This is a genomic window from Bacteroidota bacterium (genome assembly GCA_035506275.1).
In the GTDB taxonomy this organism is placed as follows: domain Bacteria; phylum Bacteroidota; class Ignavibacteria; order UBA10030; family UBA8401; genus JAGVPT01.
In genome coordinates, this window is sequence record DATJPT010000006.1 from 220,064 (window position 1) to 235,296 (window position 15,233).

Sequence of the window (15,233 nt, forward strand, 5' to 3'; positions counted from 1 at the left end):
AGAAAGAATTGGAAACGGAAGCAACGAGGGGGGATCTTGTGTTCGTCGCACAAGAATTTTTGCCTGACCGGCGAGCAGTCAGACAAGAATGTCTGACCTACGAACGCATTCTCTATTTCAGCACCTCCGGGAGCTGCGAGGGGAATGGCTTCATCATCAGAAACCGTCCCCTCGCAGCGCATCACACGCTGAACCAGTAAGAGAATTTCACAAGAAAAATATTATCGGCCACCGTGTCGAAAAGCCGGTTGACGGAATTTCCAAACTGGAAATCTCCGTCGTAGTTCGTCTGGTTGAACCGGCTTTGCGTCCAGACAAAATAGACGACCGAACCGGGGACAAATTCCCACCGCAGGACCGCGTTCCCCCGGAGGGATTTTGTATTGAAGTCGGGGTTGGCAAAGCTGATCGGCGCGGCCGGGCCCGGGCCGTCCGGGTCAACGGTGTAAGAAACTGACCCGTCCGCGGCTTTGGTTTCCGCGAGTGTCGATGAGCCGGTTCCGTACACCGCGAAATCAAACGAACGCGGACGGGCCAGTTCCTTGAAGTTTGTGTAATTGCCCGACGAAATGAGAGGCTGCAGGAAGAGCTGCAGGCTCAGCGTCGGCGTGAACGTCCAATCGACCCTGATGTTTGCCGACAATGTCTTCTGGTCGAGGTTCGCAAAGACATACCGCCCGCCGTACGTCGCCGCTGCCGTCGGGTCGGTCACCGACGTCACCCACTGCGCCGCTTCAAGATCGCGGTCGAGCGTCGGAGCGACGCTGACCGAGATGTTGGCCGCCGGCCTCCACGTTAGGCTCGCATATTCCTGCACGTCTCTCTGCCATCCGGATTGGTAGGTATACGCGCTGACCTCCGCCTGAAAGGTCTTTCTGCTGTCCGAACTGGCATCGACGGAAACCTGGTATCCGGGGGGATTGAGCGTCAAGGGACCGCCTCGAGTCCTGAAATTGTTGAACGTCTGCGGATTGTAGGCGAGGTTCCAGTTAAAACTGTAATAATTAAGGAACTGGAGATTGCCGTACTCGAACGCTCCGCGCCATGTGACGGCCCCGCCGTAATCGAAATTTTGAAACACCGCTCCGCCGATCTCCGCATACCGGAACACTTTGCCCGGATCGCTCCATGAATATCCTCCGCCGGCGTGCATGTTGATGATATCGGAACGGGACTGGAATCCAAGATCGTCGACGTCGAAACTCGGGCTGAGGATGCCGATCGCCGAATTGGAAAAGAAATTCCCTTTGTTCTTGTTCAGCGATAACCGGAGTCCGTATCCGTTCATCGAATTGAGCGAGCTGTCGACCCCGAGGTACGGAGCGTCGGGGCGCTGGAAGTAATGCTGTGAATTGCTCTGGAGAGTGATCATGCGCTCCCGGTCGCCGGCAACACGGGACACGCCGGTCCATCCGCTCACGACCCATACTTTGTCAGCATCCAGAAAAGTCCACCCATCAACACCGAATACTTCGCTGTTGCTGTTCACGTCGTCGCGGACGCTCGTCTGCGAAAAATCCCTTGCCGCGATCGTCGAAATGAACCCGAGTCCCTGGTGCCCGTCGTTGAAATCTTTCTGCGCCCGCAAAATGCCGTAGTATGCAGCGGGCTCGACTTCCCAGCGGAAATTGTGTCCCCCGGTATCGACGTCGGCCATCTCGCGCGATGTGACCGCCTGGATGCCGCCGATGTTCCATCCATCGATGACCTTGCCCGTGATCTTCGCCGCTCCGATGATATGTGTTCCTTCGGGGACATCGGTGAAGTCGGCATTATCGGGGAGGCTTCCTTGCGGAGATCTGCCGATTCTCCGGCTGTAAAAAATGGTGGGGGACGGCCAGTTGAAGCTCCAATAATTCCTCGACCCCCCCTGCCCAAAATTAAATACCGTCGCACCTTCGAGGAAGAACGGCCTCTTCTCGTCAAAGTACGTCTCAACATCGCTCAAGTTCACGACGGCGGGGTCGACTTCGACCTGGCCGAAATCGGGGTTCACCGTGGCATTCAATGTTAAATTGTTTCCAAGCCCGACCTTGACGTCCGCTCCCACATTTTGCGAGTACCGCGAGCCGTCGTTGAACGGATCGCCAGTGGGAAAATGTGTGTAATCCCCTTTGCCGGTGATATACGGCAGCAGTTCAACGCGTCCGGGCGGGTTGATGTCCTCTAATCCAACCAGATCGGCGAACCGCGATACATAGCCGCTCTGGCTCCTCGGCGTGTAAACCAGGCAATCAGTCTCATGCCTGCGGCCTATGTCTCGCTGAAAATTGATCCCCCAAATGAGATTTTTCTCATCCTTGAATCGAAGCTGCGAGAACGGGATGCGGATCTCAGCGGTCCACCCTTGATCATCGATGTGCGTTTTCCCTTCCCATACGCCGTCCCAGGATAGGTCATTCCAGTCATCGTTGTACATGACTCCGTCGATGACAGAACCGCCAGCGCTCAACGCAAAGAGATTGCCCGTCCGCTGGTCATGATAACCGTCGATGAAAACGCCGACCCAATCGGCAACCGGGTATTGATCCCGGCGGCTGAGGATCGGCATGATAGAATCGGGCGAGGCGTCGTACATTCGCGCCCCGATGTAGATCGCGGCATCGTCGTACGCAACGCGCACCTCCGTCCGCTGCGTTCCGGGAGCTCCCTGGTCAGGATCGCTCTGTTTGAAATCGGTGAAGGCAAAGTCGTTATGCCAGACCGATTCCGAAAGGATCCCGTCGATGACGATCGGCTCCTGAAGCCGCACGGCATGGACCTGAATTTTATGCACTGTCGTTGTATCCGCTGAATTCGCTTTCACGATAACGCAACAGAATAAAAGGCAGAGGAGTGGTTTCATGAGGAGCCTTTTGGGGTTTGACCGCGTATGCTCCGCATCTTGCGATGCGGAAAGAGAAGTACCCTTGAGAAAATAAACGGCGTGCGAAGAAAATTGTTTCAAAAAGTTAGACTTGGCATCGCGGAAAAAAGATGGGGAGAAAAACAAATTGAAACTTTATAAGGAGGGGTTTTAAACAAAAGGCCGTCATCGTCCTGATGACGGCCTTCGTTCTTCTGGGTTATCCCGCGTGAACTACCCCCCGGTCTTTTATTTCCCGAGCCTTCTGATCTCGATATTCCCGTTGGTTGTTTCGAGCGTGATCCGATCGCCGCCGCCGTTCAACTGATAGACGGCATGAATCTCCTGTTCATGTTTATCGGTGGTCTTCAACTCCTCCTTGAAATCGGAATGGATGTCGTATTCATCTTCATGGCGCATCCATCCGCCGCGAAGCCTGATCGTTGCATCGATCGTCGCTTTCGCCGTCGAAGGAACCGAGAGGACCACGTTCCCGCCGGATGAGCGGAGTTCGCTTGGACCTTTTCCGCTTGGAATCAATTCTGCCTCGACGTCGCCGCCGGCGGTCTTCGCGTCGATCGAACCGGTGATATTCTGGAGCCGGACATTGCCGCCGGCTGTTTTCGCTTCGACCGTGCCGCTGGCGCTGCTCAGGTCGATATCGCCGCCGGCCGTCCGGAGCGAAGCGTTTCCGGAAACTTTCCCTACCTTCACTTCTCCCCCCGACGTAGAGAGAATGGCGTCGCCGCCGACATCGCCTACTTCAACATCTCCTCCGGCCGTCGAAGCCTTCAGCGATTTTCCCACTTTCTCGACCCTGATCTCTCCGCCGGACGTTTTGACATCGGCCTCGCCGCTGACGGTGCCGAGCCAGATATCGCCGCCGGAGGTTTTCAGGTCCGTCGTTCCCTCAATATCGGCCGTCCGGATGTCCCCGCCGGACGTCGAGCCGGTCAACTTTCCCTTCATCGATCCGCGGACATCGATATTCCCTCCCGACGTGCGGACGTCGGCGTCGAACTGGGCGGGGAGGCTGATCTTGAACAGCACGTCGCCGGACCAATTCCACCGCGGGCGGTAATCAATGCGCACGGTGTTCCCGGACTGCGTCATCTTCACATAATCCATGTCCTCTTCGTCGATGCCGTCGACGACAACGTTGACCTCATCCTTGTCCCAGGTGTTCAGCTGGATGTCGCCGCCGCTGATGTTGACCTCGAGCTGCCCCCCTTTTGTGACGGTGAACGTCTTTGCTTCCTTACTTTCTTCGCCGCCGCGGACCGCGGCGTATGAATTCGCCGAGGCGAGAATGAGCGCGCTCAGCGCTATGGTGAATAGTGTTTTCATCGGTGTTCAACCTCCTCCATGACGGTTCGCGCTTGACGGCGAACGTAGTTATTGTTGTCTGATGCCATTTTCTTCTTGATGATGCCGAGAATGTCCGGATCAAAGCGATGCCCGTCCACGCTTGCCGCCGCGAGGCCGTTGATCGCCGCGATGCGCATCCCGGAGTTCTTGTCGTGCGTTAGAGTATAGACCAATGCCTGTTTGATGTCGTCGTCGAGCGGTTGCCTTAGCAGCACGCGCAGCGCCTCTTGCCGGACTCCGGGGTTCGCATCCCCTTTGAGCGCCGAGAGAAGCGCGGCTTTCACCTCCGGGTCAAGGTTCTTTTGCCCGGAGCTTTGCGATGAAATTGCATTGACCGTCTGAAGCCGCACACCCGGATTTTCTTCGTTCACGAGCGCGCGGGCGAGGACTTTCTGCACCTTTTCGTCATTGATGTTTCCGCGGACGTGCACCGGCGTCACGGCATCGAAGGTGAATTCGACAGAGCCGTCTTTTCCTCCGGCGTCGATCAGGTGAAGGTCGGACGTTCTGGTATTTCCCTGGGTGAATGACTCCGCGGCATTGCCGGACAGCACCGCCTGTTCGACGGCCGGCGTTTCGAGGGGAATCGCCTTCATTTCCATTTGCGGCCGGGAAAAGACCGCATAGCCGATGAGAATGCCGAGCGCAGCCATGGTGATTCCCCCAAAGGCAGTTTTATATTCCCGAACTAAAAGATCCCTGACCGCCTCGACGATCCCATCCCACACAGATCTCTTCAGCCGGTATTCGAGCAGGGACGAGTGTAATTGCCGGCGCGCTTCCTGGAGGAGCCGGCCCGACACTTCCACCGGCGGATTTCCGGCAATGACCGATCGAAATTTCCCGAGCTCTTTCAATTCAGCCCTGCACTCCGCGCATCCGCTCAGGTGTTCCTGGAGCAGCTCCTTCGCGTCGCCGTCCAGCTCATCGATCACCGACAGGTGAAGCCATTCCTTAAACTGTGCATGTCGCATCGTGTTGTCCCTTCATTCAAAAACATCTTTCAGCCTCTCTCTCATCCGCTGGGTTGCCGTGAAGAGATGTTTTTTCACCGTCCCTTCAGTGCACTGCATCACCACGGCAATCTCCCTCAACTTCAACCCCTGATAATGCTTCAGCGTAAAGACCATTTTTTGCTGCGGCGAAAGAGCATCCATCGCATCCTGCACGTGCCCGGATATTTCACCGTCTATGACGCGCTGGTCCGGGAGCGGATCGCCGGACACTGCTATATTCGCCGGGTGCGGCTCTCCTTCATTCTCCTCGCGGTCGTCGTCCAGGGACACATGCGCCTGCTTTTTCCTTCTCGACCGGTGCGTCAGGCAGACGTTCGTCGTGATCCGGTAGAGCCACGTCGCGAACTCGCTCTGCATTTTGAACCGGCGCAGCCCCTGGTAGACGCGAAGGAAGACCTCCTGGTAGATGTCCTTCGCGTCGTCGGAGTTCCGGACAAAGCGGGCGGCAATGGTCAGCACCTCTTTGTCGTACCGGAACACGAGCTGCTCGAAGGAGGAAAAATCGCCGCGCTGTGCTTTTTGAATAAGTTCGATATCGTCTGGCGCCATAGGGTATCGTGCTTATGAAGTTAGACTGCGGGATGAAAAAATAGTTGGGGGCGCAGAGAGGCCGCGGGCGCTAAAAAATGCTCCGAAGGAGGAGCAAAAAGCCGAAGATCGCCAGCGGGATGCCGATCGGGGCTGCAACCATGGTAACGGAGAGCGTAATCCCGATGACCATGAATGCCAGCCCGGCAACGGCGGCAATAATGCGTCCGGTCAGCCTCATCACGAAACTGAAGAGGGACCAGAGGAGGGCAAAGGGGAGCAATAACAGTGGTGTCTTTTTGTGCTGGGCATTCATGACAGTTTCCTTTCCGTGTGGGGAAAAATGTAAAGACAATTCGAGTGGAGTGCAACAAAAAACAGTGATGGCTCTCTTGGCTTGACCAGCGCGAAACCAAGGGGTTCACCCTGAGCGAAGCCGCGACGATCTCTTTCTCGAAAAGGAGTCCTGTGGGGAAAGGATGAGCCGTCGCGGCGGAGTCGAAGGGCCGAGTGTGTCCTGCACCCCTCACGCCGGACATCTCTTCAAAAGACCCCACAAACAAAAAAGCGGAGCGCCCAAAAGATCGGGGCGCTCCGCTTCCGGACGGACACGGAGGTCGGGTTTATTAGTCCGTCCGCGAGCTGTAGATTCTTTGGTGAAGCTGTGTCTCGACCGACTCGAAGAACTCTTTTTCGGAGTACACGTTCACGCTGCCGGCAAACCATGCCGGGTTGTCGAACACATTCGAGGCGAGGTATGCTTTGTAACGGACCGAAGGGGTCCCGGCATGAACCATCAGGCTGTCGACCACTTCCCGTGCTTCTCCCACCGTGCAGCCGGGGTAGAGGATGCCGATTTGAGCCATCTGCTTGATCGCCGATTCGGTCAATCCCTGATTCTCGGACCGCAAGGCGATGACCAGATTCACCATTGCTTTATTGACTTTGTGTTCCGATGTGGAAAGAGCTTGTGCCATAGCTCCTGTGTAGGCTGCCGCCGTCAATATCGCTGCTGCTATCATTGTGTGCTTTTTCATGACTTCCTCCGTTGTAAGATGTGGTGTTCGTTGTGGATCGATTTCTTTTTTCAACTCTATGAACGATGCCGCACAGTAAAAGATGTCTCGGATGCGTAAAGAGTTGTCACGAATTGTCACGGGATAAAACTCAACGTGCAGCCGTCAAGGATCGACGAGCCGCACGCAAAGAAGGAAAACAACAAACCGAAGCGACGCTGCTGCACCTCTGCGAGTCGCAGCTTCATCGAGCGGCCGCCCGCAGCCGCCTTTCTGCGGAAAACGCGACCGTCATGATCCGCGACTGGTTATGCAGTGGTCCTCAGTTAAAAGGTGGACTGATAGTATAAGCTTTCATCTCCCCTCATCACCGTCCCCACCACAACAACACTAGAACTGCTCGCCTTGAGATCCGGCTGACCGCCGACCTTCTTTGATCTTATTAAATCAACGACCAGATCTCCACCTCCCGACATCTTGACAATTGTTGCATTGACATAATTCGACTCAACGGTAATCTCGTATGGAGTTTGTTGTATCGTATTGTCAAGCCTTACTTTGTCTGTCTTGAAAAATATCGACGCGACAAAAGCTACTGAGTTCTCGCTGCTCGATGTCACACGAAGTGTCAGCTTCTGAGGCTCATTGTAGCCGGTTTGCGTAAAGGAGGTGTTTGCGACGCACAATGAAACTGCAAATATAACAAGACAGTATCTCATATCTACCTCACGGGTTGAACTGCGTTCGTAAATTTATGATTGAAGGAATTTGCCGCTCTTTGGCAAATTCGGGCCGTTATCGAAAGATGTCGAAGATATTCCAATGCCAGTTGTCGTTCCAATCATTATTGTTGTTCTCGTTATCGGTGTGTTTCCGCTCCCACCGGCGGTAATGCTCTCGCGTCGTAAAGCCGACCGGCCCATCGTAAATTCCGCCGTGGAGGAAATGGTCGAACACCCGGACCGCCAGAACATTTTCGCCGCCGAATTTGATGAGGTCCGACGGCACGGTATAGGCGCGGAATTTTTTGTACTCCCATCCTTGAACATGTCTGGTCCCCGTGCGGCCAACCCGCTCGCCGTTCAAATACGTTTCATCGACATCGTCGACCTTTCCGACCAGCAGCACAAGATCCTGATCTTTGAATCTCTCCGGCATCGTAAAGCGGACGCGGTACCAGCCGTATCCGTCGTAATCTTTCAGCCCTTGCGTGTCCCAGTACGCGGGCACGATCACTTCGGGCCAATCTGAATCGTCGTACGACGGCTTTGCCCAGTCGTCGTCATCCCCTTTTTCGAGCCTCCAGGTTCCCTCGATCGGGATATCGGGATAAAGATAATCCTTCATCTCGAACACGCCGGGCTTCCCCTGATTCATGCCGCCGTTCAGCTGGTCGTCGTAGACGCGCACAGCAATGACGTTTTCCCCCGAAAAATTCAAATATCCTTTCGGGACGATGAATTTCTGATCGACGTTGTAGGCCGTGATATAATGCGGGGGAAACGAGCCGGTGAAACTCACAAAACGTCCGTTCAGGTACACTTCGCTGACGTCGTCGATGCAGCCGAGATGGATATAGACCGGTTTGTCGCGCTCGTCGGGAGAAATGCGGAAGCGTCTCCTGTACCAGGCGTAGCCGTCGTATCCGGGATAGCCTTCATCCTCCCAATTTGCCGGAACGAAGATCTCATCCCATTTGCTGTCGTCGTACTCCGGCTTCGCCCATTTCTGATTGTCCCCCAGTTTGAACTTCCATTGCCCGCGAAAATCGACAAGCATCTTCCAGTCCTGCGCATCGCTGCGGTCGATCATCAGAAGCGCAAATACTATGAAGGTCCAGTATCGCATATATCCTCCTTGTTAACTCCTGAAAGCTATTATGAAGAGAGATGAGATGTGTCGCAGGGAAGTAAAGAGATGTAAAAAGTTGTCACGGAGGAGTATCAGTAGGCAGTAGGAGGTAGGCAGTAGGCAGTAGGCAGTAAGCAGTACTCAGAGTGCTTACTCTTTACTCCTTACTCCTTACTCTTTGCTCCTTGGCGCGGTGTAGGCTACGATCCCTACGGAAGCAATTTATAGCCGGTGCCGTGGATGGTGATGATATGGCGGGGTTTGGATGAGGATGGCTCGATTTTCTGCCGTAATTTTGCGATAAAATTGTCGACGGTGCGGGAGCTGATCGATTCGTCATATCCCCAAACGTTCGTGAGCAGGGCGTCGCGTGTGACCGCCTGGTTCTGGTGCTGCCAGAGAAACCGGAGAATTTCAAATTCCTTCGATGTCATCTCGACGGCTTTCCCTCTTTTTGTTGCTTCGTACGTCGAGAAGTCGAGCTCAAGGTTTCCGATCTTTGTTTTCCCCGGCAGTTCCGATCCCCCCTCTTTTCTCCTGAGCACCGCCTTAATGCGCGCAAGCAATTCGCGAAGGCTGAACGGCTTGGTGATATAATCGTCGGCCCCTAGCTCCAAACCGAGCACCTTGTCGACCTCTTCCCCTTTCGCCGTCAGCATCACGATCGGCACGCGCACCCCCTTTTCCCGCGCCCGCTTGCAGACATCGAAGCCGGACATTTCGGGGAGCATGACATCAAGAAGAACCAGGTCATACGTATGATTCAGAATTCTTTTTAATCCCTCTTTGCCCCCGCCGGCAATGTCCACCTTATACCCCTCGAATTCCAGATTGTCTCTCAACCCTTTCTGCATCTCGGGTTCGTCTTCAACAAGCAAAATTGCCGTCATGATCTTCGCGCCTGCTTTCGTTCACGTTGGATGGCCGATGAATTTCCTTCGTCTATAACTTTTCTGATCGGGAGCAGAAGGCGAAAAACGCTCCCTTCTCCCGGAGCGCTGCTCAGTTCGACGGAACCGCTATGGGCTCTCATGATATGGTCCACCAGCGCCAGGCCGAGGCCGCTCCCTTTGGTCGTATGGACCAACCCTGTCGACACGCGGTAAAATTTCTCGAAAATCTTCGCGTGATGTTCAGGGGCGATGCCGATCCCGTGGTCCTGCACTTCGACGAACGCGGACGATTCGGAGGTGCCGGTCGCGATCCGGATGTACCGCCGATCGCCGCTGTACTTCATCGCGTTATCGACAATGTTGTGAAGGGCTTCTTCGATCGCCTCTTCGTCGCCGAGGACCGCCGGCACGTGCTCTGCAAGTTCAAGGACGACCTTGAACCGCTGCTTTCTGAGCTGCGGCGCATAGAACCCGATGACCTTCGACGTCAGCCCGTTCAGGTCGAGTTCGCGGAGCTGATAATTTCTCTTGCCCGCCTCCATCCGGGAAAAATTCAGGAGGTTGTTCACGAGATGCGTCAGACGCTCGGACTCCTGGATGATCGTGCGATAGTACTCGTGCTTCTTCTTTTCGGTCTTGATCCGCTTCAGTTCGAGCGTTTCGGCGAACATCCGGATGAGCGACAAGGGCGTCCGCAGCTCGTGCGAGACGTTCGACACAAAATCGGATTTCAACTGGATGAGCTGCATTTCACGGCGAAGGGTCCGGTAGATCAGGAAAACCCCGGCGAGGAGGACAATATCCAGTATGATAATGATCGTCATATTCCGGTAGAACCGGGATTCGACGAGCTCGTCGATCGTTCTCCCCTTCAGCCGGATACCGAGCGTGTAATCAGGAAACAGCCAGAGAGGTTTCTCCTGCTTGATCTCGTCCCGCAGCACCGGCGAGGTTGCGTCCGCGACTTTTCCCGTCTTCCGGTTGATCGCCGCAAGGACAAATTCGTCCCCCGCCGCTTCGCCGAGTTTTCTCAGGAGAATGTCGTGGATGAAGCTTCGTTCATCGAGGACGATCCCGACGATACGCGGCACGGCGGCGTAATCCTTCGTGATGAACGCCAGAACGACGGGGACCTCTTTTTCAAGCGAATCGTTGAACGCAAGGGGTTCGATCTTCCTGTACTCGACGCGCTGAAAATCGATCAACCGACCGATCTTATCCCTGTTCTTCCGGAGCTGCGCGCGAAGCGTGGTCTCGTTAAACCGGGGAAGGCGGGTGCGCGCTTCGCCCGATTCGACGAGGATGATGCCGGCGAACGAGGTGTCGCAATTGAAGACCGCCTGAACGGTCCCGTGCTGCCTGATAAAATCGTGCAGCGATTGGACGAACTCGACGGCGGAGCGCGATCTCCGGTCCGAGACGATGTTCTGCAGCGTTCCGGCCCACGACGAGACGGCGTCCCACGCATATTGATTGACGGAAAAGAGGATGACGTCGAGCTGCTGGCGGTACATTGCCCCGAACATCTCCTCGCTGCTGCTGAGCGAGCTGATCTCGTAGCCGGAATAGAACAGGGCCGGAAGAAGAACGATGACCAGAAGGATCAGCGAGACTTTTTTTAGCGAAGAGAACGAGTTCACTGCCGTTCGAAGAGTATTGATGAGATTCGGCGCCGTGGGGTAACGGCGGCGGCGCTCACGAAGATGAAGCGGTTATCCCGGGTTGACCACGAACTGCGGCGTCTTGCGCTCAAAGGCCGCGATGTTATCGACCGTTGTCTGCAAAATGCGCTCGACCGCTTCGACGCTGTCGAACGCCATGTGGGGAGTGAGAATGACATTTTCCATTTTGAGCAAAATGTTCTTTTGGAGGAGCGCCTGCAGTTTCTCGACCGGGACGTTCTTTGTCAGCATCTGGTTTTCGTCCTTCACCAGCTCTTCTCCTTCGAACACGTCGAGCCCGGCGCCGGCGAAGATCCCCGAATTGAGCGCGTAGTGGAGCGCCTGCGTTTCGATCAGGTCTCCGCGTGCGGTGTTGATGAACAACGCCCCTTTCTTGATGAGGCGAACGTTCTTCATGTTGATGAGGTGATGCGTCGCCGAGTTCGACGGAACGTGGAGCGAAACGATGTCCGACCGCGAAAGAAGCTCCTCCAGCGGGGCATACGTAAAGTCGAGCGTCTCCGCGAGGAAGTGATTCGGCTTCAGGTCGTACGCGAGGACGTTCAGGCCGAATCCTTTCGCCATCCTGATGACGTGCAGACCGATGCTCCCCGCGCCGATCACGCCGAGCGTTTTCCCCTTCAAATCGAACCCGCGCAATCCTTCCAGCGAAAAATCATTCCGCAAGGTCCGCATGTATGCTTTGTGGATATTGCGGGAAAGCGACAGGATGAGCGCGAAGGTGTGTTCGGCGACGGTGTTCTCGCCGTAATACGGAACGTTGCAGACCGTGATCCCCTGCTTCTTTGCCGCATGAATGTCGATGTGGTTGAAGCCGGTGCTCCGTGTGGCGATCAGCTGAAGATTTTTCAGACTCTTCATCAGGTCTTTTTTGACGAGGGAATAGATGAACACCGAAAGGACGTCCGCCTTGGAGAATTTTCCCGCCGGGACCTCGTGAACGGGGTCGGGGAAAAACTGCAGGGAAATATTTTTTCCGATCCTCTTCCGGAGGAATTGCTCTTCCGATCTCGTCGTCTCAAAAAAGGCGATGTTCTTCATGCTACTCGTCCTTCGACGATGATGAATGCTTGACGGGCAGTTTCAGTTCCTCCATCTTCCGGTAAAGGGACGAGAGGCTGATGCCGAGCTCGCGCGCTGCCAGTTCCTTGTTGAAGTCATGATGCTGCAGCGTTTCCTCGATGAAGCGCCGCTCGAAGCCGCGCGTCGCGTCCTTGAGGGTCGAACTTTCGCCGGAAAGTCCGGCGTCGCCGGCGGTCGAAAGCTTCTGCATGTTGTCGGGAAGATGGACAACGTCCACGTACTCGTTCTCGCAAAAGATCATAGCGCGCTCGATGACATTCTGCAGTTCCCGAACCTCCCCCTTCCACTGATAGTGCATCAGGACGTTCATCGCCTGGTTCGTGACTCCCTTGATGTTCTTTCCCATCTGTCCCCGGTACGTGTTGACGAAATGTCCGACGAGGAGAGGGATGTCGTCCACGCGCTCGACCAGCGAGGGGAGGTGGATCTCGACGACGTTCAACCGGTAGAAAAGGTCCTCGCGGAACTTGTTGTTCGCCACTTCTTCGCGGAGATTCCTGTTCGTCGAAGCGATGATCCTGACATTGAACTTGAACGCGTCGTTGGAACCGACGGGGAAGATCTCCCTCTGCTCGATTGCGCGGAGAAGCTTCACCTGCAGATGGAGGGGCATCTCGCTGATCTCGTCGAGCAGCAGCGTCCCTCCGTCCGCGACCTTGAACACACCGTCCTTATCCGCCACGGCCCCGGTGAACGAGCCTTTTTTATGCCCGAAGAGCTCGCTTTCGACGAGGGTTTCGACGATCGCGCCGCAGTTGATCGCCGCAAAGCGCTTCGCCGCCCGCTTGCTGTTGAAATGGATTGCCCGCGCGACGAGTTCCTTCCCCGTTCCGCTTTTCCCCGTGATGAGCACGGTCCCCTCGCTCGCGGCGACCTTCTCGATCGTCTGGAACACCTTCTTCATCGCCGGACTCTGGCCGATGATATTGTGGAAATCGTACTGACGGTTCAATTCCTTTCGCAGCAGCGTGTTCTCGAGGGACAGGCTCCGGTGCTGGAGAAGCTTCCGTACGCGGAAGATCAGGTCGTCGAATTCGATCGGCTTCAGGACGTAGTCGTAGGCTCCCTTGCGGAGGGCCTCGATCGCCGTCTCGATAGAGCCGTAGGCAGTGATGATGATGACGAAGGTCTGGGGCGACCGGAGTGAGATTTTCTCCAGCAATTCGGTCCCCCGCATCTCCGGCATCTCGATGTCGGTGATGACAATGTCGTAGGACGCGCTCATGATCTTTTCGAGCGCCTGAACGCCGTTACGTGCTTCGTCGACTTCGTACCCCTCCTTGCGGAGGATGAACGTCAGCGAGTCGCGGATAATTTCTTCATCGTCGACCACGAGTAATCGTTCAGACATTTGGCGTTCCTTTCAATGGCAAGATAACCGTAAATGTGCTCCCTCTTCCTTCTTTGCTTTCGACGCGGATATCCCCTCCGAAATTTTTCACGATCCCGTAACTCACCCACAATCCAAGTCCGGTTCCCTTCCCCACCTCTTTGGTCGTATAGAACGGGTCGAAGATCTTTGCAAAATCTCCTTCGGGGATCCCCTTCCCCGTATCCTCGATCACGACTTCGATGTTCTCGGGGGCGACGCGGCTCGAGATGCGGATCGTTCCGGGATTCCCTTCGCACGCATCGACGGCGTTCATCGCGATGTTGAGAAAGACCTGCACAAGCTGGTCGTGAACGACGGAGACCTGGGGGAGATTCTCATCGAGCTCGATCACGAAGGTGATGTCGTGGACCTTCTTGCCGTACTGCACGATGTTGACCGCGTCGCGGATGATCGTATTGACGTCCGCCTGCTTGACCTCGTACGCCGACGGCCGGGAGAAATCGACAAGCTCCCTGATGATCTTCGCAATGCGGTTCACCTGGTTCTTCACCAACTCGAGCTTCTCCTGGGCAAAGTGGTCCTTCGTCGTTCGTTGGATCACCTGCACGATCGAGGAGATGGAGGTGAGCGGGTTTCCCACTTCGTGGGCGATGCCGGCGGCAAGCGTTCCGAATGTTTCCATTTTCTGCGAGCGGACGAGCTGCTGCTCGAGTAATTTCTGTTCCGTGATGTCGCGATGGGCTCCCAAAAAACCGACGACCGTTCCCCGCTGGTCGATGATCGGGGAAATGACAAGCTCCGTATGGAACAGCTCGCCGTCCTTTCGCCGGTTCTGGATCTGGCCCACCCACTCCTTCCCCTTCAGAATATTATTCCACATCTCCTGCCAATATTTCGGGTCCAGCTTGCCGCTGTTGAGGATGTTCGGATTTTTCCCCAGCAGCTCCTCTTTTGAATACCCGCTGACCCGTTCAAAAGCCGGGTTCACGAAAATGATCTTCCCCTGCGCATCGGTGATCTGGATCGGGCTCATCGTATGCTGCATGACCTCCGAGAACCTCAGAAGATCGAGCTCCTTCTTTTCCTGTTCCGTGATGTCTTTTGCGATGAGCACAAGAACGTCGGCGGAATCGGAATTGAGCCTTTTGATCGTCAACTCCACATCCATCGGACGTTTGCCGTCGTAACTGAATTGAGAGCGGAGGTAGAGGTCGGTACGGATCTTTTTCAGCGCGGTCCCCAGTTCCTCTTTTTGGGGTCCCTTCAACAGATCAAAAATGGACTCCGCAGGCTGAGCGCCTTTCCCCTTAAAGAACTGGTTGGCGGCGCTCAGGTTGAAATCGAGAATGGTCCCCTTTTTATCGAGAATAAAAATGAGTTCCGGCAGAAGGTCAAAGACACGGCCGTATTCTGAGTGCATTCTCTCCATCGATAAACTTCAGTTGTTTTGCGGCTGCTCGGCATGCCGCTTTCAAATGGCGTGGAATCGGCGTTTACCCTGAATAGTAACACTTTTTCGGACAAGAAAAAAATGCTTTTCGGGAATTTCGGAGTAAAAGTGATTACGCAGATGACGCAGATTTTGCGCAGATTGCAGATTGCGCGGATTGCAGATTCT

13 protein-coding genes are annotated in these 15,233 nt (G+C 55.2%); all 13 read right to left on the minus strand.

The genetic code is table 11. The features are described 5' to 3' along the window. Positions 1 to 181: 181 nt before the first annotated feature. On the minus strand, positions 182 to 2,776 hold the full coding sequence (locus VMF88_04110) for a DUF5916 domain-containing protein (GenBank protein ID HTY10240.1): 2,595 nt from the start codon (positions 2,774 to 2,776) through the stop codon (positions 182 to 184). Between the two features lie 318 nt (positions 2,777 to 3,094). Continuing rightward, entirely contained in the window at positions 3,095 to 4,192 is a 1,098-nt protein-coding gene (locus VMF88_04115; GenBank protein ID HTY10241.1) for a DUF4097 family beta strand repeat-containing protein, read from the minus strand. After that, positions 4,189 to 5,187, minus strand: coding sequence for a HEAT repeat domain-containing protein (locus VMF88_04120; protein HTY10242.1), 999 nt, complete (start codon positions 5,185 to 5,187; stop codon positions 4,189 to 4,191). Before VMF88_04120 ends, VMF88_04115 begins: the two co-directional genes overlap by 4 nt. A gap of 12 nt (positions 5,188 to 5,199) precedes the next feature. Further along, positions 5,200 to 5,778: an RNA polymerase sigma factor gene (locus VMF88_04125; protein ID HTY10243.1), complete on the minus strand. Its 579-nt coding sequence runs from the start codon at positions 5,776 to 5,778 to the stop codon at positions 5,200 to 5,202. A gap of 70 nt (positions 5,779 to 5,848) precedes the next feature. Then, positions 5,849 to 6,073: a hypothetical protein gene (locus VMF88_04130; protein ID HTY10244.1), complete on the minus strand. Its 225-nt coding sequence runs from the start codon at positions 6,071 to 6,073 to the stop codon at positions 5,849 to 5,851. Positions 6,074 to 6,383: 310 nt separating this feature from the next. After that, the gene (locus VMF88_04135; protein HTY10245.1) at positions 6,384 to 6,794 is read right to left on the minus strand and encodes a hypothetical protein; all 411 of its coding nucleotides are present in this window, start codon (positions 6,792 to 6,794) and stop codon (positions 6,384 to 6,386) included. Between the two features lie 305 nt (positions 6,795 to 7,099). Then, positions 7,100 to 7,492 carry a hypothetical protein gene (locus tag VMF88_04140; protein HTY10246.1) on the minus strand — a complete coding sequence of 131 codons (393 nt, stop codon included), beginning with the start codon at positions 7,490 to 7,492 and terminating at the stop codon, positions 7,100 to 7,102. 76 nt (positions 7,493 to 7,568) lie between these two features. Continuing rightward, a complete protein-coding gene (locus VMF88_04145; protein HTY10247.1) occupies positions 7,569 to 8,621 on the minus strand; it encodes a beta galactosidase jelly roll domain-containing protein in 1,053 nt (350 codons plus the stop codon). A gap of 212 nt (positions 8,622 to 8,833) precedes the next feature. After that, entirely contained in the window at positions 8,834 to 9,514 is a 681-nt protein-coding gene (locus VMF88_04150; GenBank protein HTY10248.1) for a response regulator transcription factor, read from the minus strand. Then, positions 9,511 to 11,157: an ATP-binding protein gene (locus tag VMF88_04155; protein HTY10249.1), complete on the minus strand. Its 1,647-nt coding sequence runs from the start codon at positions 11,155 to 11,157 to the stop codon at positions 9,511 to 9,513. Before VMF88_04155 ends, VMF88_04150 begins: the two co-directional genes overlap by 4 nt. Before the next feature lie 72 nt (positions 11,158 to 11,229). Next, positions 11,230 to 12,240: a hydroxyacid dehydrogenase gene (locus tag VMF88_04160; GenBank protein HTY10250.1), complete on the minus strand. Its 1,011-nt coding sequence runs from the start codon at positions 12,238 to 12,240 to the stop codon at positions 11,230 to 11,232. Position 12,241: 1 nt separating this feature from the next. Continuing rightward, the gene (locus VMF88_04165) at positions 12,242 to 13,633 is read right to left on the minus strand and encodes a sigma-54 dependent transcriptional regulator (GenBank protein ID HTY10251.1); all 1,392 of its coding nucleotides are present in this window, start codon (positions 13,631 to 13,633) and stop codon (positions 12,242 to 12,244) included. Further along, positions 13,626 to 15,035, minus strand: coding sequence for a PAS domain S-box protein (locus VMF88_04170; GenBank protein ID HTY10252.1), 1,410 nt, complete (start codon positions 15,033 to 15,035; stop codon positions 13,626 to 13,628). Before VMF88_04170 ends, VMF88_04165 begins: the two co-directional genes overlap by 8 nt. Positions 15,036 to 15,233: the final 198 nt, after the last annotated feature.

What these genes read in the sequence shown, in the direction of transcription:
- VMF88_04115 (HTY10241.1), bottom strand. Translation starts at nt 4,192, where the DNA reads ATGAAAACACTATTCACCATAGCGCTGAGCGCGCTCATTCTCGCCTCG.
- VMF88_04120 (HTY10242.1), bottom strand. Translation starts at nt 5,187, where the DNA reads ATGCGACATGCACAGTTTAAGGAATGGCTTCACCTGTCGGTGATCGAT.
- VMF88_04125 (HTY10243.1), bottom strand. Translation starts at nt 5,778, where the DNA reads ATGGCGCCAGACGATATCGAACTTATTCAAAAAGCACAGCGCGGCGAT.
- VMF88_04130 (HTY10244.1), bottom strand. Translation starts at nt 6,073, where the DNA reads ATGAATGCCCAGCACAAAAAGACACCACTGTTATTGCTCCCCTTTGCC.
- VMF88_04135 (HTY10245.1), bottom strand. Translation starts at nt 6,794, where the DNA reads ATGAAAAAGCACACAATGATAGCAGCAGCGATATTGACGGCGGCAGCC.
- VMF88_04140 (HTY10246.1), bottom strand. Translation starts at nt 7,492, where the DNA reads ATGAGATACTGTCTTGTTATATTTGCAGTTTCATTGTGCGTCGCAAAC.
- VMF88_04145 (HTY10247.1), bottom strand. Translation starts at nt 8,621, where the DNA reads ATGCGATACTGGACCTTCATAGTATTTGCGCTTCTGATGATCGACCGC.
- VMF88_04150 (HTY10248.1), bottom strand. Translation starts at nt 9,514, where the DNA reads ATGACGGCAATTTTGCTTGTTGAAGACGAACCCGAGATGCAGAAAGGG.
- VMF88_04160 (HTY10250.1), bottom strand. Translation starts at nt 12,240, where the DNA reads ATGAAGAACATCGCCTTTTTTGAGACGACGAGATCGGAAGAGCAATTC.
- VMF88_04165 (HTY10251.1), bottom strand. Translation starts at nt 13,633, where the DNA reads ATGTCTGAACGATTACTCGTGGTCGACGATGAAGAAATTATCCGCGAC.
- VMF88_04170 (HTY10252.1), bottom strand. Translation starts at nt 15,035, where the DNA reads ATGCACTCAGAATACGGCCGTGTCTTTGACCTTCTGCCGGAACTCATT.